General features: G+C 70.2%; 19 protein-coding genes. 5 read left to right on the top strand and 14 right to left on the bottom strand.

All coding sequences use genetic code 11. From position 1 onward, the window contains the following. The first annotated feature begins 130 nt into the window (after window positions 1-130). The 3 genes from AC3WXD_RS06060 to moaA are packed head-to-tail and all read left to right on the top strand — an operon-like array spanning window position 131 to window position 3,946. A complete protein-coding gene (locus AC3WXD_RS06060; protein ID WP_370552797.1) occupies window positions 131-2,146 on the top strand; it encodes a type IV pili methyl-accepting chemotaxis transducer N-terminal domain-containing protein in 2,016 nt (671 codons plus the stop codon). 5 nt (window positions 2,147-2,151) lie between these two features. After that, the gene (locus tag AC3WXD_RS06065; RefSeq protein WP_059411393.1) at window positions 2,152-2,814 is read left to right on the top strand and encodes a response regulator; all 663 of its coding nucleotides are present in this window, start codon (window positions 2,152-2,154) and stop codon (window positions 2,812-2,814) included. A gap of 7 nt (window positions 2,815-2,821) precedes the next feature. Further along, window positions 2,822-3,946, top strand: coding sequence for a GTP 3',8-cyclase MoaA (gene moaA / locus AC3WXD_RS06070; protein WP_492323263.1), 1,125 nt, complete (start codon window positions 2,822-2,824; stop codon window positions 3,944-3,946). A 44-nt stretch (window positions 3,947-3,990) separates the two neighbouring features. On the opposite strand, the gene AC3WXD_RS06075 is transcribed toward moaA, so the two are convergent. From AC3WXD_RS06075 to AC3WXD_RS06115, 9 genes are all read right to left on the bottom strand, one after another. Further along, window positions 3,991-4,797, bottom strand: coding sequence for a peptidylprolyl isomerase (locus tag AC3WXD_RS06075; protein WP_492323264.1), 807 nt, complete (start codon window positions 4,795-4,797; stop codon window positions 3,991-3,993). A gap of 10 nt (window positions 4,798-4,807) precedes the next feature. Beyond that, window positions 4,808-5,554, bottom strand: a complete 747-nt coding sequence (narI, locus tag AC3WXD_RS06080; RefSeq protein ID WP_020206500.1) for a respiratory nitrate reductase subunit gamma — start codon at window positions 5,552-5,554, stop codon at window positions 4,808-4,810. Then, window positions 5,551-6,231: a nitrate reductase molybdenum cofactor assembly chaperone gene (narJ, locus tag AC3WXD_RS06085; RefSeq protein WP_492323265.1), complete on the bottom strand. Its 681-nt coding sequence runs from the start codon at window positions 6,229-6,231 to the stop codon at window positions 5,551-5,553. Before narJ ends, narI begins: the two co-directional genes overlap by 4 nt. 11 nt (window positions 6,232-6,242) lie before the next feature. After that, window positions 6,243-7,766, bottom strand: a complete 1,524-nt coding sequence (gene narH, locus AC3WXD_RS06090; protein WP_454733546.1) for a nitrate reductase subunit beta — start codon at window positions 7,764-7,766, stop codon at window positions 6,243-6,245. Between the two features lie 17 nt (window positions 7,767-7,783). Beyond that, on the bottom strand, window positions 7,784-11,623 hold the full coding sequence (locus AC3WXD_RS06095) for a nitrate reductase subunit alpha (RefSeq protein WP_492323266.1): 3,840 nt from the start codon (window positions 11,621-11,623) through the stop codon (window positions 7,784-7,786). A gap of 40 nt (window positions 11,624-11,663) precedes the next feature. Then, complete coding sequence (locus AC3WXD_RS06100; protein ID WP_020206495.1) at window positions 11,664-13,115, bottom strand: NarK family nitrate/nitrite MFS transporter; 1,452 nt, start codon at window positions 13,113-13,115, stop codon at window positions 11,664-11,666. Between the two features lie 18 nt (window positions 13,116-13,133). Continuing rightward, window positions 13,134-14,414 (bottom strand): MFS transporter, encoded by a 1,281-nt coding sequence (locus AC3WXD_RS06105; protein WP_492323267.1) that lies wholly within the window; start codon window positions 14,412-14,414, stop codon window positions 13,134-13,136. Between the two features lie 155 nt (window positions 14,415-14,569). Further along, window positions 14,570-15,271 (bottom strand): response regulator, encoded by a 702-nt coding sequence (locus AC3WXD_RS06110; protein ID WP_492323268.1) that lies wholly within the window; start codon window positions 15,269-15,271, stop codon window positions 14,570-14,572. Between the two features lie 14 nt (window positions 15,272-15,285). Beyond that, window positions 15,286-17,202, bottom strand: a complete 1,917-nt coding sequence (locus tag AC3WXD_RS06115) for a type IV pili methyl-accepting chemotaxis transducer N-terminal domain-containing protein (protein WP_492323269.1) — start codon at window positions 17,200-17,202, stop codon at window positions 15,286-15,288. A gap of 655 nt (window positions 17,203-17,857) precedes the next feature. On the opposite strand from AC3WXD_RS06115, the gene AC3WXD_RS06120 reads away from it, so the two are divergent. Further along, window positions 17,858-18,544: a substrate-binding periplasmic protein gene (locus AC3WXD_RS06120; protein WP_492323270.1), complete on the top strand. Its 687-nt coding sequence runs from the start codon at window positions 17,858-17,860 to the stop codon at window positions 18,542-18,544. 84 nt (window positions 18,545-18,628) lie between these two features. Further along, window positions 18,629-19,960 (top strand): GGDEF domain-containing protein, encoded by a 1,332-nt coding sequence (locus AC3WXD_RS06125; RefSeq protein WP_454733549.1) that lies wholly within the window; start codon window positions 18,629-18,631, stop codon window positions 19,958-19,960. A gap of 206 nt (window positions 19,961-20,166) precedes the next feature. On the opposite strand, the gene AC3WXD_RS06130 is transcribed toward AC3WXD_RS06125, so the two are convergent. The 5 genes from AC3WXD_RS06130 to AC3WXD_RS06150 form a co-directional block, all read right to left on the bottom strand. Continuing rightward, on the bottom strand, window positions 20,167-21,372 hold the full coding sequence (locus AC3WXD_RS06130; protein ID WP_492323271.1) for an iron-containing alcohol dehydrogenase: 1,206 nt from the start codon (window positions 21,370-21,372) through the stop codon (window positions 20,167-20,169). Next, window positions 21,369-23,003, bottom strand: a complete 1,635-nt coding sequence (locus AC3WXD_RS06135) for a GMC family oxidoreductase (RefSeq protein ID WP_492323272.1) — start codon at window positions 23,001-23,003, stop codon at window positions 21,369-21,371. Before AC3WXD_RS06135 ends, AC3WXD_RS06130 begins: the two co-directional genes overlap by 4 nt. Beyond that, window positions 23,000-23,800, bottom strand: coding sequence for a shikimate dehydrogenase family protein (locus AC3WXD_RS06140; protein ID WP_492323273.1), 801 nt, complete (start codon window positions 23,798-23,800; stop codon window positions 23,000-23,002). The genes AC3WXD_RS06135 and AC3WXD_RS06140 overlap by 4 nt, the downstream gene beginning before the upstream one ends. Window positions 23,801-23,946: 146 nt before the next feature. Next, on the bottom strand, window positions 23,947-24,729 hold the full coding sequence (locus AC3WXD_RS06145) for an enoyl-CoA hydratase (RefSeq protein WP_020203742.1): 783 nt from the start codon (window positions 24,727-24,729) through the stop codon (window positions 23,947-23,949). A gap of 13 nt (window positions 24,730-24,742) precedes the next feature. After that, window positions 24,743-25,939 (bottom strand): CaiB/BaiF CoA transferase family protein, encoded by a 1,197-nt coding sequence (locus tag AC3WXD_RS06150; protein ID WP_029043762.1) that lies wholly within the window; start codon window positions 25,937-25,939, stop codon window positions 24,743-24,745. Between the last annotated feature and the right edge of the window lie 23 nt (window positions 25,940-25,962).

Below are 25,962 nucleotides of genomic sequence, written 5' to 3' on the forward strand. Positions count from 1 at the left end.
GCCATCACCGCGCACGCATGCGTTCTTGATCTGGCGCAAATCGCCACCCGTTCCAGCCGTCAAAATGCGACTAGCCCCGACTGCGCCCATCCCTATTCCATATCGCAAACCACCCGCCCGGGGCCGCCACATGGTAGACCGCACGCCCCCCGATTCCTTCGCTCCCGCCGTGGAGCCGCCCATCCCCGCGCCGTCCGGCGAACCCGCCATGCCGGGCCTGCGCCACCGCCTGTCGACGCGCATCGTCTCGCTCTCGCTGGGCGCGCTGCTGATCGTGCTGACCATGATTTCCGGCACGCTGTGGCTGTCCTGGCAGCTCGAAGGCGCGGGTGCCGCCATCAACGACGCCGGCAGCCTGCGCATGCGCGCCAACCGCGTCGCCATCGAGCTGGCCAGGGCGCGCGCCGGCGAAAACCATCGCCTCGACGCCGAGATCGGCGGCATGGACGACACCCTGGCGCGCCTGCACCACGGCGACCCGGCGCGCCCGCTGTTCCTGCCCAGCGCGCCGGCCATCCACGCGCAGCTCGAGCGGGTCACGCTCGACTGGAACCGCCGCATCAAGCCCGACGCCCTCGCCGACCTGGGCGCCGCGCCGGGACAGGCCAGCGCCTACCTGCCCGCGCTGTCCTCCTTCGTCGACCAGATCAACCTGCTGGTCAACATGATCGAGCAGGAAAACACCACCAAGACCACCCTGCTGCGGCTGTCGCAGGCCGGGCTGGCGGCGATGGCGTGCATGGGCACGGTGGCCGTCATCTACCTGCTCTACATCTGGATCATCCTGCCGGTGCTGCGCCTGCAGGACGGCCTGCAGCGCATGGCCGCGCGCGAGTTCTCGCTGCGCCTGCCGGTGGAGACGCGCGACGAGTTCGGCATGCTGGCCGGCGGCTTCAACCGGATGGCCGCCGAACTGCAGGGGCTGTACCAGGACCTGGAGGCGCGCGTGTCGCAGAAGACCGCGGAGCTGGCGCGGCACAACCGCGACCTCACCGCGCTCTACGACATGGCCGCCTTCCTCAACATGCCGAACGGCGCCGAGGCACTCTGCCGCGGTTTCCTGCAGCGCGTGATGAAGCAGTTCGACGCCGACGGCGGCAGCGTGCGCATGATCGACGCCGAGCACAACCAGCTCCACCTGCTGGTGTCGGCCGGCCTCTCCGCGGAGCTCGAGGAGGCCGAGCACTGCATGCAGGCGGATGCGTGCTTCTGCGGCGAGGCCGCGAGCGAATCGGTGGTGCTGATCGAGGACCTCGGCAAGGGCGCGGCGCTGTCCGCCCGCCAGTTCACGCCCGGCACGCGCTTTCGCTGCGCCGGCGAGGGCCTGCCGGGGCTGGCCGTGTTCCGCATCGAGACCCAGCGCGCGGTGCTCGGCACGTTCTCCCTCCACTTCCGCCATCCGCTGCAGCTGCCCGCCTCCGACGTGCGCCTGCTGGAGACGTTCGGGCAGCACATCGGCGTGGCGCTCGACCACCTGCACCTGTCGGAGACCGCGCGCCAGCTCGCGGTGGTGGAGGAGCGCAACCTCGTCGCGCAGGGCCTGCACGACAGCATCGCCCAGGGCCTGAACTACCTGAACCTGCAGGTGCAGCTGCTGCAGGACGCGGTCGCGCGCGGCGACGTGGACGAGACCCGCGCGCTGGTGCCGCTGCTGCGCTGCGGCGTCGAGGAAAGCTACCAGGACGTGCGCGAGCTCCTGCTCAACTTCCGCAGCAAGCTCGGGCACGGCGAGCTGCGGCAGGCGGTGGAAGACACGGTGGCGCGCTTCCGGCGCCAGAGCAGCACCGAGCTGGCGCTGGTGTTCAACGACGCCCAGGGCGGGCCGCCCCTGCAGCCGGAGCAGCAGTTGCAGGTGCTGTTCATCCTGCAGGAAGCCCTTTCCAATATCCGCAAGCACGCGCGCGCCGCCCACGCCAGCGTGATCGTGCGCAACGGCCGCGCGTTCAGCATGGTGGTGGAAGACGACGGCGAGGGCTTCGACCCCATGACGCCGGCCGGCGACGACCAGGCCCACGTGGGCCTGCACATCATGCGCGAGCGCGCCGCGCGGCTGGCCGCCAGCCTGCGCATCGTGGCCGCGCCGGGCACCGGCACGCGCGTGGAGCTCGTGCTGCCGCGCCAGGGCCCGGCCCAACCTCTTGAGTGAATACCATGACCATCCGCATCCTCCTGATAGACGACCACACCCTGTTCCGCTCGGGCGTGCGCGCGCTGCTCGCGCGCCAGACCGATTTCGAGATCGTCGACGAAGCGGCCGACGGCGTGGAAGGCGTCAAGCGGGCCAAGCAGCACCGGCCCGACGTGATCCTGCTGGACCTGAACATGCCGGGCCTGTCCGGGCTCGAAACCCTGAAATTCCTGGTGGAGGACCTGCCCGGCTGCGCCGTGGTCATGCTCACCGTGTCCGAGGAAGCCGAGGAGCTGGCCGCGGCGCTGCGCAGCGGCGCGCAGGGCTACCTGCTCAAGAACATCGAGGCGGAGACCCTGACCAGCGCCATCCGCCGCGCCGCGGCCGGCGAGGCGGTGATCTCGCCCGGCATGACGGAAAAGCTGGTCGCGCAGTTCCGCGCGCCCGCCCCGCAGCCCGCGGCGGCGGCCAGCGCCGGCGACAAGGCCCGCCTGACCTCGCGCGAGCACGAGATCGTGCGCGGCCTGGCGCGCGGCGAAAGCAACAAGGAGATCGCGCGCGAGCTGGGCGTGGCGGAAAGCACGGTCAAGATCCACGTGCAGAACATCCTCAAGAAGCTCAACCTGACCAGCCGCGTCCAGATCGCGGTCTACGCGGTCGAGCGCGGGCTGACCACGCCCGGCTGACCCGGCCATGACCGAAACCGTCATCCCCATCTTCGACCTGCGCGACCATCGCTACCGTTCGATGATGCCCGTCATCCCGGACGTGCTCGCCGCGCCCTCGGGACTGGTTGCCGACACCCGCGGCAGGCCGCTGCACGACCTGCGCATCTCCGTCACCGACCGCTGCAACTTCCGCTGCGTCTACTGCATGCCCAAGGAAGTCTTCGACAAGGACTACACCTTCCTGCCCCACTCCGCGCTGCTCAGCTTCGAGGAAATCGAGCGCGCCGCCCGCCTCTTCGTCGCGCATGGCGTCGAGAAGATCCGCTTGACCGGCGGCGAGCCGCTGCTGCGCAAGAACATCGAGAAACTCGTCGAGATGCTCGCCCGCATCGAGACCCCCGCCGGCAAGCCGCTCGACCTCACCCTCACCACCAACGCCTCCCTGCTCGCGCGCAAGGCCCGCGCCCTGCGCGACGCCGGCCTGACCCGCGTGAGCGTGAGCCTGGACGCCATCGACGACGCCACCTTCCGCCGCATGAACGACGTCGACTTCGCCGTGGCCGACGTGCTCGACGGCATCGAGACCGCCCAGGCCGCCGGCCTGGCGCCGATCAAGGTCAACATGGTGGTCAAGCGCGGCACCAACGACGCCGAGATCGTGCCGATGGCGGCGCATTTCCGCGGCAGCGGCATCATCGTGCGCTTCATCGAGTTCATGGACGTGGGCGCCAGCAACCACTGGCGCATGGACGAGGTGCTGCCCTCGGCCGAGGTGGTGGGCCGCATCCACGAAGCCTTCCCGCTCGACGCCGTGGCCGCCAACTACAGCGGCGAGACCGCCGAGCGCTGGCGCTACCGCGACGGCGCCGGCGAGATCGGCGTGATCTCCAGCGTGACGCGCGCGTTCTGCGGCGACTGCAGCCGCATCCGGCTGTCGACCGAAGGCAAGCTCTACCTGTGCCTGTTCGCCACCGAGGGCCACGACCTGCGCGCGCTGCTGCGCGGCCCGCACAGCGACCTGGAGATCGCCAACGCTATCGCGCGGGTCTGGCAGGCCCGCACCGACCATTACTCCGAGCAGCGCGGCGACCCCGCCGTGCGGCACGCGCGCGCCGACAGCAAGATCGAGATGTCCTATATCGGCGGCTGAGGAGCGGTGGCTGAGGAGCGGCGGTTGAGGACGACCCGGATGCCCTATTGCACGAGCGGTGTGTCGGCCGCGTCGAGATCGACCCCTTCGATCACGGCCTGGCCCGCCAGCAGCCGCAGGTACTGGCGCAGCGCCGTGACGTAGGCCTGCTGGCGCATCCGCAGCGCCACCGCGGCGCGCACCGCCTCGAACGGCTGTGCCTCGCCGCGCTCGCGCGCGCGCACTTCCACCACGTGCAGGCCGAAGCGGCTGTGCACCAGCCGCGGCAGCACGCCCACTTCCTGGTGCCCGAACAGCTCGCGCGCGAACTCCGGCGCGCAGTCGCCCGCTTCCAGCCAGCCCAGCTCGCCGCCCTCGGCGCCGCTCGGGCAGTTCGAGAACTCGCCGGCGGCCTTGGCGAAGTACTCGCCGGCCAGTTCCGGGTCCGCGTGGCAGCGCACTTCCACCAGCATGCGCTCGGCGCGCTGGCGCAGCGCGTTGACGTCCATGCCGGGCGTCACCGCGAACAGGATGTGGCGCGCCAGCACGCGCTCGCCGCGGCTGTAGGCGGCGGGGTTGGCGGCGTGGTGGCGCCGGCACGCTTCCTCGCCGGGCTCGGGCACCTGCAGGGCGGTTTCCAGCAGGCCCTCGATCGCGGCGCTGGCCGCCTCGCTGACCACGCCGTCGACGGTGCCGGCGTCGGCCGCATCGAGCAGCCCGGCGCGCCGGGCCGCCTGGCACAGCAGTTCGGTGCAGGCGCGCTGGCGCAGCGTCTCGGGCGCGAGCGCTTCGCCGCGCGCGTGCAGGGCCTGGCCGTTCACCGACGCGACGGGGGCGACGGGGACGAATGCCGTGGATGTGTGCCCGGTCATGGCGCGCTCCTCAATGCGATTGCCCGGGCTGCGCGCGCCGGGTGCCGCGTTCCTGTCCGGCCGGCAGGTTCAGGCGCCGGCTGCGCACCACCTGATAGGGGCGGAACAGATAGGCCACCGAGGCGAAGCCGCTCCAGACATGGACCAGCCGGGTGAAGGGAAAGACCAGGAACACCGTCATGCCCAGCACCATGTGGAGCTTGAACACCCAGCCCACGCCCTGCATCAGTTCCGCCGTGCCGCCGCGCAGCGTCACGACGCGCTGCGCCCATTCGGCCAGCACCAGCATCATGCTGCCGTCCAGGTGCTGGCCGGACAGCGGTATGGTGCCCAGCCCCAGCGCCAGCTGCACCCACAGCAGCCAGAGGATGGCGATGTCGCCGGGCCGCGAGGTGGCGCGGATGCGCGCGTCGCCCAGGCGGCGATGCAGCAGCAGGCTCACGCCGACGAAGCCGAGCACGCCGGCCACGCCGCCGGACACCATCGCCAGCAGCTGCTTGGCGCCGGCGCTGATGAAATGGCCGTAGACCGCGTGCGGCGTGAGCATGCCGAACAGGTGCCCGAAGAACAGGAACAGCACGCCGACGTGGAACAGGTTGCTGGCCCAGCGCAGTTGCCCGGCGCGCAGCATCTGCGAGGAATCGCTTTTCCACGTGTACTGGTCGCGGTCGAAGCGGATCAGGCTGCCGACCAGGAACACGGCCAGGCAGATGTACGGATACAGGCTGAAGAAGAAGGTGTCGAGGGCGGCAGTCATGATCGCGCTCCGGTGGCGGGTCCGTCGCGGCGGACGAAATGGATGGGCTGCGGCGCGCCGGGCTTGTCCTGGCCGCGCGTGGCGCAGCCGTCGAAGGCGGGCGGCTCGGCCCAGGCTTCGTCGAGCGGCTCCTCGGGCGGCAGCCGCACCGGCTCGACGCGCTCGCCGGCCAGCTCCAGCACGGCGGCGATGGCCGCCCGGTACGGGCTGTGGCGCTGCGCCAGCGCGGCGTGCACGGCGTTGAGGATGTGCGCCATCTCGGCCAGGAACGCGCGCGCGGTGGGCGCGGGCTGGGTGGCGGCGAACTCCAGCACCACCGGCAGGTAGTCGGGCAGCTCGCCCGGGCCCAGCGCCAGGCCGGCGGCCTCGTACATCCGCAGCAGGTCCACCAGCGCCTGGCCGCGCTCGCGCGAATCGCCGTGCACGTGCTCGAACAGGTGCAGCGCGGTGGCGCGGCCGCGGTCGAAGGTGTCGACGTAGCCCGCTTCCAGCTCGTAGGGGTCGCGCTGGCGCATGCCGTCCACCAGCGCCAGCAGGCCGTCGCGCCCGTCGTCGCCGAGCGCGCGGCTGTGCGCGATGCAGTCGCGCAGCGGCGCCAGCGACGCGCGCAGCTCGTCCCCGGGGTAGGCCAGCAGGCGCGCCAGCGCCAAGCAGATCCGCGCATCGAATGGTCTCATGGCCGCGTCTCCTACAGGGTTGCCTTGATCGGAATGGTGCGCCGCTTCTTGCCGCCGAACAGGCTGGTCTCGCTGGTGCCGTCCGAGCAGCCGTTGCCGAACGAGAAGCCGCAGCCGCCGCGCAGGTCGAAGGCGTCCTCGGCGTACTCGCGGTGCGCCGTGGGAATGACGAAGCGGTCCTCGTAGTTGGCGATGGCCATCACCTGGTACATCTGCTCGACCTGCGCCACGCTCAGCCCGGCCTGCTGCAGCGCCGCCAGGTTCTGGCGCCCCTCCACGTGCTTGTCGCGCTGGTACGCGCGCATGGCCAGCAGCCGCTCGAGCGCGCGCACCACCGGCGTGGTGTCGCCCGCGGTGAGCAGGTTGGCGAGGTACTTGACCGGGATGCGCAGCTGCTTCACGTCGGGAATCTCGCCGTTGATGCCGACCTCGCCCGCGTTGGCCGCGGCCGTGATCGGCGACAGCGGCGGCACGTACCAGACCATCGGCAGCGTGCGGTACTCCGGGTGCAGCGGCAGCGCGACCTTCCAGTCCACCGCCATGCGGTAGACCGGGCTGCGGCGCGCGCCCTCCATCCACGACTCGGGCACGCCGTCCGCGCGCGCCTGCTCGATGACCTCGGGGTCGTCCGGGTCGAGGAAGATGTCGAGCTGCGCCTCGTAGAGATCGCGGTCGTGCTCCACGCTGGCCGCCGCCTCGATGCGGTCCGCGTCGTAGAGCAGCACGCCGAGATAGCGGATGCGGCCCACGCAGGTCTCCGAGCACACCGTGGGCTGGCCGGCCTCGATGCGCGGATAGCAGAAGATGCATTTCTCGGCCTTGCCGCTCTGCCAGTTGTAGTAGATCTTCTTGTACGGGCAGCCGGACACGCACATGCGCCAGCCGCGGCACTTGTCCTGGTCGATCAGCACGATGCCGTCCTCTTCCCGCTTGTAGATCGACCCCGACGGGCAGGACGCCACGCAGGCCGGGTTCAGGCAGTGCTCGCACAGGCGCGGCAGGTACATCATGAAGGTGTTCTCGAACTGCCCGTAGATCTCCTTCTGGATGTCGTCGAAGTTGCGGTCCTTCGAGCGCTTGGCGAACTCGCCGCCGAGGATCTCCTCCCAGTTCGGCCCCCACTCGATCTTCTCCATGCGCTTGCCGGTGATCAGGCTGCGCGGCCGCGCGGTCGGCGCCGTGACGGATTCGGGCGCCGACTGCAGGTGGTCGTAGTCGAAGGTGAAGGGCTCGTAGTAGTCGTCGATCTGCGGCAGGTTGGGATTGGAGAAGATGCGCATCAGCAGCTTCCACCTGCCGCCCTGGCGCGGCTCGATGCTGCCGTCCGCCTTGCGCACCCAGCCGCCGTTCCAGCGCGCCTGGTCCTCCCATTCCTTGGGATAGCCGATGCCGGGCTTGGTCTCCACGTTGTTGAACCACGCATACTCCATGCCGGAGCGGTTGGTCCAGACGTTCTTGCAGGTCACGGAGCAGGTATGGCAGCCGATGCATTTGTCCAGGTTGAGGACCATGCCGATCTGGGCGCGGACTTTCATCGTCGCTCTCCTCGTTCTCAGGCGATGCCGGGGGCGCCGGCGCGGGCGGGCTCGTCGAGCCAGTCGACGCGGTCCATCTTGCGCACCAGCACGAACTCGTCGCGGTTGGTGCCGATGGTCCCGTAGTAGTTGAAGCCGTAGCTGTACTGCGCGTAGCCGCCGATCATGTGGGTCGGCTTGAGCACCACGCGCGTGACCGAGTTGTGGATGCCGCCGCGCAGCCCGGTGATCTCCGAGCCGGGCGTGTTGATGATCTTCTCCTGCGCGTGGTACATCATCACCATGCCGGGCTTGACGCGCTGGCTCACCACCGCGCGCGCGGCGATGGCGCCGTTGGCGTTGAACAGCTCGACCCAGTCGTTGTCGACGATGCCGGCGCGCACCGCGTCGTCCTCGGACAGCCAGACCACCGGCCCGCCGCGGTTGAGCGTGAGCATGATCAGGTTGTCGGTGTAGGTCGAGTGGATGCCCCACTTCTGGTGCGGGGTGATGAAGTTCAGCGCGATCTCCGGGTGGCCGTTGGGCTTTCGGCCGCGCATCTCGTCGACGTTCTTGAGGTTGATCGGCGGCCGGTAGCTGACGAACCCCTCGCCGAAATCGCGCATCCACGGATGGTCCTGGTAGAACTGCTGGCGCCCGCTCAGCGTGCGCCACGGGATCAGCTCGTGCACGTTGGTGTAGCCCGCGTTGTAGCTCACCTTCTCGCTCTCCAGCCCGCTCCAGGTCGGCGACGAGATGATCTTGCGCGGCTGCGCCTGGATGTCGCGGAAGCGGATCTTCTCGTCCTCGCGGTGCAGCGCCAGGTGCGCATGCTCGCGCCCGGTGATGCGGCCCAGCGCCTCCCACGCCTTGACCGCGACGTGGCCGTTGGTCTCGGGCGCCAGCATCATCACCACCTCGGCGGCGTCGATGTCGGTGTCGATGCGCGGCAGGCCCTGCGTGGCGCCGGGCTCGTCGACCGTGCCGTTGAGCTCGCCCAGCGCCCGCACCTCGCTTTCCGTGTTCCAGCCGATGCCCTTGCCGCCGTTGCCGATGCGGGTCATCAGCGGCCCCAGCGCGGTGAAGCGCCGGTAGGTGTTGGGATAGTCGCGCTCCACCACGCTGATCTGCGGCGCGGTCTGGCCGGGCAGCAGCTCGCATTCGCCCTTCTTCCAGTCATGCACGCCGAACGGCTGCGCCAGTTCGGCGGGCGTGTCGTGCATGAGCGGGGTGAGCATCACGTCCTTCTCCACGCCGAGGTGGCCCGCGCAGACCTCGCTGAAGACCCGGGCCAGGCCCTTGTAGATCTCCCAGTCGCTGCGCGCCTGCCAGGCCGGGTCGACCGCGGTGGAAAGCGGATGGATGAACGGGTGCATGTCGCTGGTGTTGAGGTCGTTCTTCTCGTACCAGGTGGCGGTCGGCAGCACCACGTCGGAGTACATGCAGGTGGTGCTCATGCGGAAGTCGAGCGTGACCAGCAGGTCCAGCTTGCCCTCGGGCGCCTGCTCGTGCCAGCGCACTTCCTCGGGATGGGCATGGTCGGGCCCCAGGTCGCGGCCCTGCACGCCGTGGCTGGTGCCGAGCAGGTGCTTGAGGAAATATTCGTGCCCCTTGCCGGACGAGCCCAGCAGGTTGGAGCGCCACACGAACATGTTGCGCGGCCAGTTGGCCGGGTGGTCGGGGTCCTCGCAGCTCATCTTCAGCGTGCCGTCCTTGAGCGACTGGACCACGTAGTCGCGCGTGTCCAGCCCGCGCTGCTGCGCGTCGCGGTGCACCTGCAGCGGATTGGTCTGCAGCTGCGGCGCCGACGGCAGCCAGCCCATGCGCTCGGCGCGCACGTTGTAGTCGATCATCGAGCCGCCGTGGCGGGCCGGGTCGGCCAGCGGCGAGAGGATCTCGCCCACGCCGAGCTTCTCGTAGCGCCACTGGTCCGTGTGGGCGTAGAAGAAGCTGGTGGAGTTCATCTGGCGCGGCGGGCGGATCCAGTCCAGCGCGAACGCCAGCGCGGTCCAGCCGGTCTGCGGGCGCAGCTTTTCCTGGCCCACGTAGTGCGCCCAGCCGCCGCCGCTCTGGCCGATGCAGCCGCACAGCATCAGCATGTTGATGATGCCGCGGTAGTTCATGTCGCAGTGATACCAGTGGTTCATGGCCGCGCCGATGATGACCATCGACTTGCCGCGGGTCTTGTCGGCGTTCTCGGCGAACTGCCGCGCCACCGCGATGACCTGCTGGCGCGGCACGCCGGTGATGCGCTCCTGCCAGGCCGGGGTGTAGGGCGCATCGTCGTCGTAGCCGCCGGTGGCGGCCGTGCCCGGCTGCTCGCCCGGCAGCCCGCGCGCCACGCCGTAGTTGGCCGCCAGCAGGTCGAACACCGTGGCCACCAGCGTCCCGCCCTGCGCGCGGTCCTGTCCGCCTTCCTGCGCGCCTTCCTGCCCGCCATCCTCGCGCAATGCCAGCCGCACCGCCGGCACGCGCCGCGCGATCACGTCGCCGGCGGTCTTGCTGGCGGTGAAGTTGGGCGTGTCGATGCCGCCGAAATACGGAAAGCCCACGTCGACGACCTCGTGCGGCTGCGCGCCGTCCTCCAGCACCGACAGCTTGAGCCTGGCCGCCTCGCCGTGGCGCGCTTCCTTGTCCTCCAGGTTCCAGCGGCCGGCGTCGGGCCTGCCGTCCGGGCCCCAGCGAAAGCCGATCGAGCCGTGCGGCAGCGCGACCCGGCCCTGGTCGTCGAAGCCGACCGTCTTCCATTCGGGATGGTTCTGCTGCGCCAGGCCGTCGGCGAAGTCGCTCGCGCGCACGTAGCGGTCCGGCACCAGGATCGTGCCGCCGCCGGGCAGCGTGCGCGCCTTGAGCGCGACCAGCATGGGCAGGTCCGTGTAGCGGCGCGCGTAGTCGTCGAAGTAGGCGCTGCGCCGCGCGAAATAGAACTCCTTGAGGATGACGTGGCCCATCGCCATCGCCAGCGCCGCGTCGGTGCCCTGCTTCGGGTGCAGCCACAGGTCGGCCAGCTTGGAGACCTCGGCGTAGTCCGGCGTCACCGCCACCACCTTGGCGCCCTTGTAGCGCACCTCGGTGAAGAAATGCGCGTCCGGCGTGCGCGTCTGCGGCACGTTGGAGCCCCAGGCGATCAGGAAGGTGGCGTTGTACCAGTCGGCGCTCTCCGGCACATCGGTCTGCTCGCCCCAGGTCTGCGGGCTGGCCGGCGGCAGGTCGCAGTACCAGTCGTAGAAGCTCATGCTGACTCCGCCGATCAGGCTCAGGTAGCGGCTGCCCGCGGCGTAGCTGACCATGCTCATGGCCGGGATCGGCGAGAAGCCGATCACGCGGTCCGGGCCGTGCCGCTGGATGGTGTACACGTTGGCCGCGGCGATCAGCTCGTTGACCTCGTCCCAGGTGCTGCGCACGAAGCCGCCCAGGCCGCGCTGCTGCTGGTATTCGCGGCGGGCCGCGTCGTCCTCGACCACGGCGGCCCAGGCGTCCACCGCGCTGCTGGCCACCGCGCGCGCGGCGCGCCAGTGCTTGAGCAGCCGCCCGCGCACCATCGGGTACTTGACGCGGTTGGCGCTGTACAGGTACCAGGAATAGCTCGCGCCGCGCGCGCAGCCGCGCGGCTCGTGGTTGGGCAGGTCGGCGCGCGTGCGCGGGTAGTCGGTCTGCTGGGTCTCCCAGGTCACGATGCCGCCCTTGACGTAGATCTTCCACGAGCACGAGCCGGTGCAGTTGGTGCCGTGGGTGGAGCGCACGATCTTGTCGTGCTGCCAGCGGTTGCGGTAGGCGTCCTCCCAGGTGCGGTCCTCGCCGGTGGTCTGGCCGTGGCCGTCGGAGAAACGCTCGCGCGTCTGGCTGAAATAGGTCAGGCGGTCGAGGAAATGGCTCATGGCGGGGCTCCGGTCTCGGTTGTGCGGATCACGCGCGTGCTCAGCACGGCATCTCGGCGCCGCGGCGCCCGTAGTACCACCAGGTGATCGCCACGCACAGCAGGTAGAACACGACGAACACCCACAGCGCCGCCTCCGGCCCGCCGGTCGCGGCGATGGCGGTGCCGTAGCTCTTGGGGATGAAGAAGCCGCCGTAGGCGCCCAGCGCCCCGGCGAAGCCCAGCGCCGCCGCCCCTTCGGTATTGCCTTCCTTGATGGCGCGGGCCTGCGCCTCCTCGCCGGCGCCGTCCACCTCGCGCAGCTTCTGGTTGAGGAAGATCACCGGGATCATGCGGAAGGTCGAGCCGTTGCCGATGCCGGTGGTCAGGAACAGCACCAGGAACATCAGGAAGAAGCCGGTGAAGCTGCCCTGCGCCGGACCGGCGGCGAGCGCGTAGCCGCCCGCGCCCTTGGGCAGGAAATACAGCACCCCCACCACCGCCAGCGCCATCACGGCGAAGTTCCACAGCGTCACCGAGGCGCCGCCGAGCCGGTCGGCCAGCCAGCCGCCCACCGGGCGGATCAGCGCGCCGAGCAGCGGCCCCAGCCACGCGTAGGCCAGCGGGTTGATGTCGGGGAACTGGCTCTTGATCAGCAGCGGAAAGCCCGCCGCGAAGCCGATGAACGAGCCGAAGGTGCCGAGGTAGAGCACGCACATCAGCCAGTTGTGCTTGCGCCGGAAGATGGCCGCCTGCGCGGCGAACGACGCGCGCGCGTCGGCGATGTCGTTCATGAAGAACCATGCCGCCAGCGAGGCCAGCGCGATCCACGGAATCCAGATGTAGGCGGCGTTCTGCGCCCACACCTGGCTGGCCTGGCCGCTCTTGCCGACGATGGTCTGCGGGTCGCCGCCGAAGATGCCGAGGATGCCCACCGTCACCACCAGCGGGCTCAGGAACTGCACCACCGAGACGCCGAGGTTTCCCAGCCCCGCGTTCACGCCGAGCGCCGAGCCCTTGTGCTCCTTGGGAAAGAAGAAGCTGATGTTGGCCATGCTGGAGCTGAAGTTGCCGCCGCCCAGCCCGCACAGCAGCGCCAGCAGCAGCATGGTCGGGTAGCTGGTGGACGGGTCCTGCACCGCGATGCCGATGCCGATGGCGGGCACCAGCAGCGACGCGGTGGAGATCGCGGTCCAGCGGCGCCCGCCGAACAGCGGCACCATGAAGGAATAGAAGATGCGCAGCGTGGCGCCCGACAGCGCGGGCGCGGCCGCCAGCCAGAACAGCTGGTTGGTCGAGTAGCGGAAGCCGAGCTGCGGCAGGTTGACCGCCACCACGCTCCACAACTGCCAGATCGCGAACGCCAGGAACAGCGCCGGCACCGAGATCCACAGGTTCAGCTTGGCGATCGCCTCGCCCTCGCGCTCCCAGAAGGCCCGGTCCTCGGGCGTCCAGATGGTCAGCACGCGGCCGCCGCCGGCGGGCTTCGGGGTGTCTGCTGCGGTTCGGATCATTGCCGTCTCCTGGCGCGCTCAGGGCCGCGCCGCCATGCCCGCGCGCGCGCCGTGCGGGCCCATCATCTCGGTGCGGCGCACCTCGGTGAAGTACATCCAGATCAGGGATACCCACACCACGCCGTACATCAGCATGAAGGCGCTCGAGCGCACCCCGGTGACATCGACCAGCACGCCGAACAGGATGGGCAACACGAAGCCGCCCAGCCCGCCGGCCAGGCCGACGATGCCGCTGATGGCGCCGATGTTGTCCGGGTAGTCGTCGCTGATGTACTTGAACACGCTCGCCTTGCCGAACGCGAAGGCGATGCCCAGCACCGCCAGCAGCGCGGTGAAGGCATAGACGTTCAGGCCCAGCCGGAAGCTGCGGGCGCCGTCCACGGCGGCCACCGTGAATTCCGTGCGCGGGTAGCTCAGCAGGAACAGGCAGACCCAGCACACCCACAGCACCCACCACGTCACGCTGTGCGCGCCGTAGCGGTCGGCGAGCCAGCCGCCCGCCGCGCGCAGGACGCCGCCGGGCAGCGAGAAACAGGCCGCCAGCAGCGCCGCGGCGGACAGCCCCAGGCCGTACTCGCCCACGTAGTACTGCACCATCCACAGGCTCAGCGCGACGTAGCCGCCGAAGACGATCGAGTAATACTGGCAATACTTGAGCACGCGCGGGTCCCGCAGCGCGCGCAACTGCTCCCGCAGGGAGGCGCCGCCGCCGGCGACGTGGGCCGGGTCGTGCGCGCTCAGCAGCCAGAACAGCAGCGCCGTGCCGAGCAGGATGGCCGCGTAGGCGCGCGGCACCATCGCCCAGCCGAAGCTCATCACCAGCGCCGGCGCGATGAACTTGTTGACCGCCGCGCCCGAGTTGCCGGCGCCGAACACGCCCATCGCGAAACCCTGCCGGCTTTTCGGGAACCAGCGCGCGACGTACGGCGTGCCGACCGAGAACGAGCCGCCGGCCAGGCCGACGAACAATCCGGCCAGCAGGAAATGCCAGTACTGCGTGGCGTAGGACATCAGCCACACCGGCGGCACGCAGGCCAGCATCAGCACGAAGAAGACCACGCGCCCGCCAAAGCGGTCGGTCATGAAGCCGAGCGGCACGCGCACCAGCGAGCCGGTCAGCACCGGCACCGCGGTCAGCAGGCCGAACTCGGTGGCGTTCAGCCCGAGGGTCTTGCGGATCGGGATGCCGATGACGCCGAACATCATCCAGACCATGAAGCACACGGTGAAGGCCAGCGTGCTTGCCGCCAGCACGCGGATGGCCGGTGCCGCGACCCGGTCCCGTTGCGATAGCGCCATGCCGCCCCCCCTGTCTTTCGCCGGATTTCAATCTAGGCGCCGGCGGCGCGGCGCGACATAGGTCTGCCGGGCAGCCCGGCATGTCCGGAAGGAGTAGGGATGCGGCGCGCGCGGGGCCCCGGCCATAGTTCGAAAGAACTATGGCCGGGGCAGCATCAGGCGCTGTCGTGCCCGGCCAGGAAGACCGCCGCCTGCACCCGCGAACTCAGGTTGAGCTTGCGCAGGATGTGCTGGACGTGGATCTTCACCGTCGTCTCGGCGATGTCCAGCTGGCGCGCGATGGCCTTGTTGCTGGCGCCGCAGGCGATGCGGCGCAGGATGTCCAGCTCGCGCGGCGACAGCGCGGCCAGCAGGCCGGCGCGCGGATCGCCGGCGGGATCCTCGGGCCGGCCCGCGGGCGCGGCGCCGGCCGGGCCGGCGTGCACGGCCTGGAACGCGGCGGCCAGCTTGACCGTCATCTCCGGGCTGATGGCCGACTGACCCCGCCAGGTCTGGTGGATGGCCGCCACCAGCGCGGCGCCCTCGATGTTCTTGAGCACGTAGCCGTCGGCGCCCGCCTTGAGCGCCGCGCCGAGGTCGCGCTCGTCCTCGCTGACCGTCAGCATCAGCACGCGCGCCCGCGGCGCGGCCTCGCGCAGCCCGGGCAGCGCGTCGATCCCCGTCACGCCGGGCAGGTGGTTGTCGAGCAGGATCACGTCCGGCTGCAGCGCCTGGGCGCGGTGCTGGGCCTCGCCGGCGTCGCCGGCCTCGCCGACCACGCGCAGCGCCGGCTCCTGCGCCAGCAGCGCGATCAGCCCGCGGCGGAACAGGGTATGGTCGTCGACGACCAGCAGGCGGACCGGACCGGTGGCGGGCATCGGTGTCTCCTCTCTCAGTGGCCCGGCGCGGCCTCGGCCACGCGCGCGGGCCGGGACGGCGCCTCGCGCGGCGCCAGCCGGCGCGGCAGCGTCAGCATCACGCGCGTGCCCCGGCCGCTGTCGGAGTCCAGCGTCACGGTGGCGCCGATGCGCTGCGCGCGCTCGTGCATGATGCGCAGGCCCACGTGCAGCCGCGAGGCATCCGGCGGGCGCGCGGCGTCGAAGCCGCAGCCGTCGTCGCGCACCTCGAAGCGCCACGCCTCGGCCTGCCGCACCGCCACCCAGACCTGGGTGGCGCGCGCGTGCTTGCGGATGTTGGACAACGCCTCCTGGATCACGTGCAGCACCTGGACCTGCACGTCCGGCATCAGGGCCACGTCGCGCCCCTCGACGCGCAGGTGCGTGCGCAGGCCGGTCTGGTGCTCGAACTTCTGCAGCGTGGTGCGCAGCGCGGGCTCGATGTCCTCGTGGTTGGTGCGCGTGCGGAAATGCACCAGCAGCTCGCGCACGTCGCCGTAGGTCTCGCGCACGCCGGTCTCGATCTCGCCGAGCACCCGGTCGGACGCCGCCGCGTCGCCGCGGCCCAGCGCGCCGCGCATCAGCTCCACCTGGATGCGCAGGAAGACCAGCGACTGGGCGATCGAATCGTGCAGCTCCTGCGCCAGCAGCCCCCGCTCCTCGGCCACCGCGGCCTCCTTCTCGAGCGCGCCCGCGCGCAGCCCCTCCATCGCGCTGGCGAGATGGGCGGCGAGCGCTTCGAGCAGGGAATGGTCCTCCGCCGTCAGCACGGTCTCCTCGATGAAGAACAGGTCGATCTCGCCCAGCACCCGCTGCTGCAGCTTCACCGGCAGCGACACCAGGGTCCGGTAGCCGGCGCGCGCGCAGCGGATCGACGCATCGTCAGGCCGCGCCCCCACGGCGATGACCCGCAGTTGCGCGGTGGCGCCGTCCTGCCCGCAATGGCAGGCGCCCGCGTGCAGGCAGCGCTCCTGCTCGAGCAGGTCGCGCGGCAGGCAGTCGCCGGCCAGCAGCAGGTAGCGCTGATTGGCCGCGTCGGACCAGCGGATCGCCACCGCGTCGGCATGGGCGATGGTGCGCAGGCGGCGCGCGAACCCCTGGCCGAGCTCGTCGAGCGTCGCCGCCTGCGCCATCTGCCGGCTCATCTCGTACATGGCCGCCAGCCGCATGCGCTCGCGCTCGAGCCGCGCGGTCTTCTCGCCGACGCGCCGCTCCAGGTCGCCGTACAGCGCCTCCAGGTTGGCCGCCATGTGGTTGAAGCCCTCCGCCAGCTCGCCGAACTCGTCCCGGGACGTCACCGCCACGCGCACGCCGAGATCGGCCGCCTCGACGCGCTGCAGGCCACGCCGCAGCCGCATCAGCGGCTCGACCACGATCAGGTAGCTGGCATAGAACAGCATCACCGCGCTGGCGATGGACAAGGCCACCATCGCCAGCTGGAACATGTGCAGCCGCGCCGTCCAGCGCGACAACTGCGACTCGATGTCGGACACCAGCGCATCGACGGCATCCGCGAAGCGGTCGATGTCCGCCATCGGGACCGGCGCGCCGCCGAGCCAGCGCGCGCGCAGCGGCGCCCAGATCTTGCGCACGCTGGCGAACTGCGCGCGCGTCTGGGCATTCCACGGCACCACCAGCGGGCGCGACGGATCGCCGCTGGCCAGCAGCTCCAGGCTCTGCTCGGGCTGGCGCAGCTGGGAGGCCAGGGCGGCGGCCGGCATGCCGCGCTCCACCGCCAGCGCGATCCGGTAGCCCTGCATGCGCATGCGCCCCGCTTCGTTGACCGCCGCCGCGCCGCCCTCGATCTGCCACGTGACCCAGAGCGTCAGGCCGATCGACGTCAGCGCAAGCACCAGCGCCACGGCGCCGATCGCCAGCAGTTTGGTCAGCAGACTCCATCTCGGCCGGTCCATCGCGAGACTCCAGGTTGCGCGTGGCTCTGCTGCCGGGGGACGGGCAGGCGGCACGCTGCATGGCAGGATCTCCCGCCGCGGCCGTGGGGGAGCGCGGCGGCCATGCCAACGAAGCGGCACCCGGGCGCGCGCGCATCGTCACAGCTTGCGCGAGGCGCCGCCCGGGGCGGCAGGCATGTTTCCTGATCGAAAAGAGTATATGCAAGGCCACGTGCCGGGACCCGACTTATCTCGCGGGAGGCGCGGGCGGCGCCGGCCGTGCCGCCCGCGCGCGGCAAGCGGCGCATCAGGCGCCCCGGCCGGGGCGCCGCCCGACGCCGGCCAGCCACGCGCCTGACGGTTCCCTCCAATGGCCCTAGAAGTTGTTTCAAAATGAAGCGAAGCGGTCCTGGCTAGGCGCGCGGCCGCAGACAGTACAACCAGTACTTGCCGTGCCGCGCAACGACGCCAGGATCTTTTTGAAACGACTTCTAAATTATTGCGCCGGATTGCCGTTATGGTCGCAGGGGCTCACACTGCCACGGCTCGCGGGTCACCGCGCGGGCCGCGCGGGAACCGGGCCTTTGTCTCCTCACCTGCACCCGCCGCCATGCATGTCTTCCGCCCTTGCCGGCTCATCCTCGCCGCCTGCGCGTTGTGGGGAGCCACTTCCGCCGTGGCGCAGACCGCCATCGTGCTGTACTCCGAGGCCGGCCAGCGGCCCCAGTCCTACGAAGAAAACGGCATGCCCAAGGGGGCCTATATCGAGAACCTGAACCGCGTGCTCAGGCGGCTTCCCGAATACAAGGTGCAGATCCGGTTCGCGTCGTGGGCGCGCTGCGTCGAAGAAGCCAGGAACGGCAACAGCGCCGGCGTGATCGGCGTGTACTATCGCCCCAGGGAGCGGCCGTTCCTGAACCACTCCAGGCCGTTCTACACCGAAGACGTCGCGGTGCACTGCAACCGCGATTCGGTCGAGGGCCGCACGTTCAACACCTATCCCGACGACTTCGCCGGCCTGAAATTCGGCAACCAGCGCGGTTATCTCGCGCCCGGCAAGCGCTTTTTCCAGTTCGTCGGCGAGGGCAGGATCGAGCTCGTCGAGGGGCATGAATTCCACGATCTCGTCAAGAAGATGCTGGTGCAGGAGATAGACTGCGTGGTCAACCCCAGCGTCGTCATCAACGAGGCGCTGGTCACGCTCGAGGCCCAGGGCATTCCGGAGCGCATGCGCTACAAGTCCCGGCGTGTCATGACCATCAAGGGCGAGACCGTCCATATCGGCTTCAGCAAGAAATACGAAGAGTCGCACCCGGAGCTGGCCAGGTTCCGCCAGTTGTTCGACAAGGCCGCGGACGAATAGAATAGCCGGCTCCCCGATTTACCCGAGATCGCGCGTTACATGCCACTGCTGCCACCGGTTCGGTCGATCCGGAACAGGATGATCGTGCTGTTCATCGTTGCCACCACGACAACGCTGGGCGCGTTCGCCGTGCACCGCCAGTGGCTGCTGCGGCAGGACCTCGAGCAGCGTTTCGAGCGCACGCGCGCGGAAGTGCTGGAAGGGCTCCGGCAAAGCCTGGCGGCGCCGACCTGGGCGCTCAACGTGGGCATCCTGCGCACCGGCCTCGAATCCACGCTGATACACCCCGAAGTCACCGAAGCCTGCGTGTTCTCGCCCGACCGCCAGGAGGTCTACGCGGAAGTCCACCGCGCCGCCGTCCCCGGCCGCGCCGCAGCATCAGGCACGCTACCCTGCGCCACGGACAACGGGCACGACGTGCTCGCCAACGTCACGATCTACCCGCCCGACGACATCGATCCGGAACGCCGCAAGCAGGCCATCGGCCACGCCGTGATCCGCTTCACCCGCGACAACATGCACCAGACCCTGCACGCGGCGATGGCCCAGGGCGTGACCGAGGTCGCCGCCATCGACGTGGCGCTGGTGCTGCTGCTGACCTTCGGCCTGCGGATGGTCTTCGGCCCGCTCGAACACCTGCGCGGCGCCCTGTTCGAGCTCGCCTCCAGCCACGGCGACCATCTCGACGAACTCGACCAGCTCGGCCGCACCGAGTTCGACAGCGTCATCGACGGCTTCAACCTCGTGCTGCGCCGGCTCAAGCTCATCATCGCCCAGCGCACGGAAGCCGAGCGGCGCGCGCGCGCCGCCATCCAGTCCAGCCACCACGCCTTCGCGCAGATCCAGGCCACCCAGGCCGAGCTGGTCGAGAAAAACCGCCAGCTCGAAGTGCTCTCCAAGACCGACCAGCTGACCGGCGTGTTCAACCGCCGCCACCTCAACGAAACGCTCGGCAGCGCGCTGGCATGCGCGCGCGGCGACGGCAGCCCGTTTTCGATCATCCTGATCGACGTGGACCGTTTCAAGTCCGTCAACGACACCCACGGCCACCAGGCCGGCGACCAGGTGCTGGTCGAGATGGCCGGCCGCATCCTCGAAACCAAGCGGGCCACCGATACCCTCGGCCGCTGGGGCGGCGAGGAATTCCTGCTGATCTGCGCCGGCACCGGCCTGCGCGACGCCGTGCTGTTCGCCCAGGCGCTGCGCCACGCGCTGTCGGAGCGCGACTTCTCCGTGACGGGGCGCATGACCGCCAGCCTGGGCGTGGCCTGCGTGCAGGACGGGGACACCATCCACGGCCTGATCTCGCGCGCCGACGAAGCGCTGTACCGCAGCAAGCGGCGCGGGCGGAACCGGGTGGAGTACGCGGGCGACGACCCGCCGGCGACGCCCGGCGAAGCGCCGCGCGGGCACTAGCCGGATGGCCCTCCTTCTCCCGCTGGAGGGCCATCCTGACCTCCATCAGTTGGCGGAGCTTCGCCTCCACCGCCTTCTGCCCGTCGGCGGACATGTGCTTCCCGTCGTCACAATATGCGCCGGACTTCTCCCTCGCTGGGTATCAAGCGCATCGGAATATCAAACCGGGAAAAGACGTCGTTTTTTGTCGTCTTCTCCGCGCCCGGCTACAGCGCCAGCTCAAGAATCTCCAGCACGTCCGCCTCCCGCGCGATCGGACGCGGATTGGCCAGCACCGGCGCGTAACCGAGCGACCGGCGCGCGATCTCCCGCAAGTCGCCGCGGCCGATGCCCAGGTCCCGCAGCCTGCCGGGCAATCCGAGGGATGCGACCAGCTCCGCGATCAGCACGGCCGCCGGGACGTCCGGGCGTCCCACGGCGGCGGACAGTTGCTGCTGGCGTGCCGCGTTGACGCTGGCGTTCCAGCGCAGCACCGCGGGCAGCATCGCGCATGAGGTGTGGCCATGCGCCACGTCGAACGTGGCGCCGATCGCGTAGCCGATGCCGTGGCTGGCGCCCGATCCGGCGCCGGTGGACAAGGCCGAGATCGCCTGCCACATGCCGAGCTGCGACCGCGCCCGCGGGCCGCCGCGGTCGGGATGGCTCCTGATCGCGCGCAGCCCGTCGTGGAGCAGGCGCCATCCCTGCAAGGCATGGAGGTCCGTCACGGGATTCGCGCTCGGGGAACAGAATGCCTCCACGGCGTGATCGACCGAGCGCATACCTGTCGACAGGAGGAGATCGATGGGCGTCATGCGCGTGGCGGCGGGGTCCAGGATCGCCGTTCGCGCCACCAGGAGTTCATGCCTGAAGATCTGCTTGGCCTTGGTGGCCAGTTCGGTCACGCCGGCCACGGCGGTGAATTCGGCGCCCGACAGCGTGGTCGACACCGAGACCATGCGCACGGGACTGGCTGGCGGCGAGATGGCGGTTGCATCGAGCAGGGCATCCACGGCGGCGACATCGCGCACGTCCATCCATTGGCACATCAGGGCGGCCTTGCAGCCGTCGATGACGGAGCCGCCGCCCACCGCGACGAGCAGGTCGGCGCGTGCGCGCCGCATCGCTTCCGCGATCTCCAGCACATCCTCGCGCGGGGTGTGCCCGCGCATGGTCGCGATGGTGCCGACGTGCCGTTTCCCGAGCTCGCGCTCGACCTGCTGCAGCGGCCCGCCGGCCATGCGCGCGAGGGACCGGCCCGATGCGACCAGGACCCGCCCGGCGCCGCAGCGCTCCGCCTCGGCCAGCACCGCGCGCCCCGCCGGCATCGCGAAGACCACGCGCCCGGGCAGGGCATTCTGATAGACGAAGGGGACACGCCCGAGATCGTCGTCCTGCTCTTGCGCCGTCACCGGCGGCGGTTGCGGGGTCATATAGTTTCCCGCCGCTGGCCGGCGTCGGCCAGGATGAGATCCGCGCCCTTCTCCGCGACCATCATCACGGCGCCCTGGATATTCCCGGAGACCATCTTCGGCATGACGGACGCATCGACGACGCGCAGGCCCGCCAGCCCTCGCACCGACAGGCGCAAATCGACCACGGCGGCGGCGTCGTTCCCCATGCGGCAAGTGCCGAGCGGGTGGTAGATGGTCTGGCCGTTGTCGCGCGCGAAGTCGAGCCAGGCCTCGTCGCTGGCGCACGCGTCTCCCGGGCTGAGTTCCTGCACGACATACGGCCGCATGGCGCTTCGCGACACGATCCGGCGCGCGACCTTCATGGCGCCGACCATGCAGTCGCGGTCGACCTGCGCGTCGAGGAAGTTGGGGCGGATCGACGGCGACGCGAGCGGATCGAGCGACTTCACGTGAATGCTGCCGACCGATTCGGGCCGAAGCTGCGTCACGCCGATGGTCATGCCGGGCGCGCGGTCGAGGATGCGCTTGGACGCATCGGCGTAGCTCGCGTGCACGAAGAAATACTGGGCGTCGGGCGTGGCCACGTCCGGACGCGATTTCACGAAGCCGTTCACCAGGCCCGTTCCGAGCGTCAGGATGCCGGTCCTGCGCGTGAAGTATTCCGCCACGGCCAGCCCGAGGCGCCATCCGCGCGACATCTCGTTCAGCGTGACCGTGTTGCGCACGCGCCAGTTCATGCGCGTGGCGAAGTGATCGACGTAGTTCTCGCCGACGCCCGGCAACGCGTGCCTGACCGGAATTCCCATCCGTTGCAGCAGCGCGGGCTGGCCGACGCCGGACAGCTCCAGGAGCTGCGGCGACTGGATCGCGCCGGCGCAGAGGATGACCTCGCGCGCGGCGCGCGTGGTGGTCTCCACGCCGCCGCGCCGCCACGTCACGCCGGTGCAGCGCGCGCCCTCGATTTCGATCCTGGTGACGAGGGCGTCCGTCACCACCCGCAGGTTGGGCCGGTCGAGCGCCGGCCGCAGATACCCTTCGTAGGCGCTCCAGCGCCGGCCCGCCGATTGCACGACTTGGTAGTAGCCGACGCCTTCCTGGGTCTCGCCGTTGTAGTCTTCGTTGTAGGCCCAGCCGTCCTCGCGGGCGGCATCGATGAACGCCTGCGCGATCGGGTAGCGCTCGCGCACCTGCGCGAGCTTCATCGGACCGTCGTGCCCGCGCGCCGGGCCGCCCCGCGGATAGTTCTCGATCTTGCGGAAATAGGGCTCCACGTCGCGCCAGCCCCAGCCGTGCGCGCCGCCGGCCGCCCACGCATCGTAGTCGGCGCTCTGGCCGCGCACGTAGATCATGCCGTTGATCAGCGAGGAACCGCCCAGGCCCTTGCCGCGCGGCACCGAGATCACCCGGTTGCGGGTGCCCGGCTCCGCCTCGGTCTGGAAGCGCCAGTTGTACTGCTGGTCGACGAGGAGCTTGCTGAAGCCCGCCGGAATGCCGATCCAGCGGCTCGCGGGCTCGCCGCCGGCCTCGAGCATGAGCACGCGATGGCGGCCGGAGGCGCTCAGGCGGTTTGCCAGGATGCAGCCTGCCGTGCCGCCGCCGACGATGACGTAGTCCCAGCCCTCCTCGCGGGCAAGCGCGCCTTCGCTCATGGGGCCGCCTGCAGCATGAAGTCCGCCATCATCTCGATCTGGCTCACGAGCATGGGCTTGCCATGGTGGATGCGGCAGCCCCGCTTGCGGGCGGCCGCGAGCAGCGCCGTCTCGGCCGGCTTCATGATGACTTCGGCCACCACCTGGTCCGCGGTCAGCCGTTCGGCGTCGAGCGGCAGCGCGTCATCGGGCCGCATGCCGAGCGACGTGCAGTTGATCACCAGGTCATGTCCCGACGGGTCGCGCGTGCCGACCGCGATGGCGATGGCCGGAAACGCCACGCGCAGGCGCGCGGCCAGCGCCTGCGCCTTGGCCGCGTCGCGGTTGGCGATCGTGATCGCGGCGGCGCCGGCGTCGCCGAGCGCGTACGTGATGGCCGTCGACGCGCCGCCGGCGCCCGCCACGTAGACGCGCATCCCGGCGGGATCGAGGTCGTTGCCGCGCAGTCCGCCGACGAAGCCCAGGCCGTCCAGGATCCCGCCCCGCAGCCGCCCGTCGGGCAGGCGCCTGACGATGTTGACCGCGCCCACGCGGGCGGCCTCCGGCGTGAGTTCGTCGCACAAGGCGACGAACGCGTTCTTGTGCGGCACCGTGACGATGAACCCTTCGAGGTTCGACATCTGCCGCAGGCCGTCGGCCACCTTTGCCAGGCCCGCGACGGGCACCTGCATGGGCACCAGGGCCGCGTCGATGCCGCGCGCGGCCATCAGGCGGTTGATCTCCTGCGGCGCGAGGACCTGCTGGATGGGATCGCCGATGGTGGCCATCAGACGCGTGGTGCCGGTGATCTCGTTCATCTTGTCTCGGGGTGGAATGGCAGATTGGGAGATTGGGAATGCGCACGGCGACGCCCGGGAGCATCGGCCGTCCGCCGCGCCTCGCGCAAGACAGGTCCCGTCTCACGCGCCCGGCATGTCGGAGCGCGCCCGCGCGGCCAGCGCCCTCAGGCGCCCTGGAACCGCGGCTTGCGCTTCTCCATGAAGGCGGCCGCGCCCTCCCGGTAGTCGGCGCTCGCGAAGCAGGCCGCGATGGCGGCCTCGGCCGCGGCGACGTCGCGATCGCCGGGATCGTGGATGAGCTCGTTGACCGTCCGCTTGAGCGCCCGCAGCGTAAGCGGCGCGTTCTCGACCACGGCGGCGCACCATTCGTCGAACATCGCATCGAACGTCTCGCGCGGCGCCACCTGGCTCACGAAGCCCATGCGCAGCGCCTCCTGCGCGCCGAAGACGCGCGCGGAGAAGAACATGTCGAAGGTATTGGCCACGCCGACCACGGTCATGAACCGGCGCACGCCCACCACGCTGTAGCCCAGGCCCATGCGTCCGGCCGGCATGCGAAAGCGCGCGTCGTCGCGGCAGAAGCGCAGGTCGCACGCGGCGGCAAGGCCGAGGCCGCCGCCCATGCAGATGCCGCGGATCCTGGCGACGACCGGCTTGCTGCATTTCACCGGCGCGAGGTAGGCCTGCTCCACGGCCGCGTTGTAGGCCGCCTGCACCGCGGGGTCCGCCTGCGACGCGCCGAACTGCGAGATGTCGGCGCCGGAGACGAACGCGCTGTCGCCGTCGCCCTCCAGCACGATCAGCCGGATCTCGGGGTCGGCGTCGAGCGCGTCTAGCGCTTCCGGCAGGGCAAGCCACATGTCCCGCGACATCGCGTTGTACTTGCTCGGATTGGAGAACACGATGCGGCCGATGGCCGCCTCGCGCTTCACGATCAGTTCAGGCATGGCTCGTTCTTCCTCAGATAACCAGTTGTTCGCGGAGACCGGCGATCTCCGCAGCGTCGAAATCGCATTCCGCGAGAATCTCGGCGGTATGCTCGCCCCAGGCGGGTGCCGCGGCCACGATGGTAGCCGGCGTGCGCGACAGCGTCACCGGCTGGCTGATCACCTTGATCGGCTCGCCCTTGCCGGTGCGCGTATCGACCACCACGGCGAGATGCTGCACCTGCTCGTCCTCGAGCATCTCCGGCACGTCGTAGACCGGGCCGGCCGGCACGCCCGCGTCGTTCAGCAGCGCGACCCAGTGCTGCACGCCATGCGCGCCGAAGACTTCGTTGAGCCGGCTGTTCAGGCGCGCGCGGTGCTTCACGCGCAGGGGCTCGGTGGCGAATTCGGCGTCGGCGATCCATTCGGGGTGCCCGATGACCTTGCACAGCCGCATCCACGTCCCCTGCCCGGCGGCGCCCAGGTTGAGCAGCCCGTCGGCCGCGTTGAACACGCCCATCGGCGCGCTCGTCGGATGGTCGTTGCCCGCGGGCCGCGGGATGTCGCCCTCGTTCAGGAAGCGCGCGACCTGGAAGTCCATCATCGCGATCTGCGAGTGCAGCAGCGACGCCTGCACCCATTGCCCCTCGCCGGACTGGTCGCGCTCGCGCAGCGCGATGAGGATGCCGATGGCGGTGTAGAGACCCGTGCTCGAATCGGCGACGGCGATGCCGGCGCGCAGCGGCCCGGTCTCGGGATAGCCCGTCACCGACATGAGCCCGCCCATGCCCTGCACGATCTGGTCGAAGCCCGGCCGCGCCGCGTACGGCCCGTCCTGCCCGAATCCCGAGATGCTCGCCAGGATGATGCGCGGGTTGATGGCGCGCAGGGATGCGTAGTCGACGCCGAGGCGCGTCTTCACGTCCGGCCGCCAGTTCTCCACGACGACGTCGGCGGTCCTGACCATGCGCTTGAGGATGGCGAGGCCCTCGGGCTTCTTGAGGTTCAGCGTCATCGACCGCTTGTTGCGGTTGAGGTTCTGGAAGTCCCCGCCGAGGCGGTTGACAGCGAATATGTCTTCGTTCGGATCGACGCCGGCCGGCGGCTCGATGCGAACCACGTCGGCACCGAAATCGGCCAGCATCCGCACGCACGTGGGACCGGCGCGAACCCGGGAGAGGTCAAGTACCTTGATGCCCTGAAGGGCCGAGGATGCGCAGATGCGGGACATTCGTACTCCAGATGTATTTATGT

It is taken from the genome of Cupriavidus sp. FW216-B1, from assembly GCF_058789195.1.

Coding starts and splice junctions, on each gene's coding strand:
- AC3WXD_RS06060 (WP_370552797.1), top strand. CDS start 131: ATGGTAGACCGCACGCCCCCCGATTCCTTCGCTCCCGCCGTGGAGCCG.
- AC3WXD_RS06065 (WP_059411393.1), top strand. CDS start 2,152: ATGACCATCCGCATCCTCCTGATAGACGACCACACCCTGTTCCGCTCG.
- moaA (WP_492323263.1), top strand. CDS start 2,822: ATGACCGAAACCGTCATCCCCATCTTCGACCTGCGCGACCATCGCTAC.
- AC3WXD_RS06075 (WP_492323264.1), bottom strand. CDS start 4,797: ATGACCGGGCACACATCCACGGCATTCGTCCCCGTCGCCCCCGTCGCG.
- narI (WP_020206500.1), bottom strand. CDS start 5,554: ATGACTGCCGCCCTCGACACCTTCTTCTTCAGCCTGTATCCGTACATC.
- narJ (WP_492323265.1), bottom strand. CDS start 6,231: ATGAGACCATTCGATGCGCGGATCTGCTTGGCGCTGGCGCGCCTGCTG.
- narH (WP_454733546.1), bottom strand. CDS start 7,766: ATGAAAGTCCGCGCCCAGATCGGCATGGTCCTCAACCTGGACAAATGC.
- AC3WXD_RS06095 (WP_492323266.1), bottom strand. CDS start 11,623: ATGAGCCATTTCCTCGACCGCCTGACCTATTTCAGCCAGACGCGCGAG.
- AC3WXD_RS06100 (WP_020206495.1), bottom strand. CDS start 13,115: ATGATCCGAACCGCAGCAGACACCCCGAAGCCCGCCGGCGGCGGCCGC.
- AC3WXD_RS06105 (WP_492323267.1), bottom strand. CDS start 14,414: ATGGCGCTATCGCAACGGGACCGGGTCGCGGCACCGGCCATCCGCGTG.
- AC3WXD_RS06110 (WP_492323268.1), bottom strand. CDS start 15,271: ATGCCCGCCACCGGTCCGGTCCGCCTGCTGGTCGTCGACGACCATACC.
- AC3WXD_RS06115 (WP_492323269.1), bottom strand. CDS start 17,202: ATGGACCGGCCGAGATGGAGTCTGCTGACCAAACTGCTGGCGATCGGC.
- AC3WXD_RS06130 (WP_492323271.1), bottom strand. CDS start 21,372: ATGACCCCGCAACCGCCGCCGGTGACGGCGCAAGAGCAGGACGACGAT.
- AC3WXD_RS06135 (WP_492323272.1), bottom strand. CDS start 23,003: ATGAGCGAAGGCGCGCTTGCCCGCGAGGAGGGCTGGGACTACGTCATC.
- AC3WXD_RS06140 (WP_492323273.1), bottom strand. CDS start 23,800: ATGAACGAGATCACCGGCACCACGCGTCTGATGGCCACCATCGGCGAT.
- AC3WXD_RS06145 (WP_020203742.1), bottom strand. CDS start 24,729: ATGCCTGAACTGATCGTGAAGCGCGAGGCGGCCATCGGCCGCATCGTG.
- AC3WXD_RS06150 (WP_029043762.1), bottom strand. CDS start 25,939: ATGTCCCGCATCTGCGCATCCTCGGCCCTTCAGGGCATCAAGGTACTT.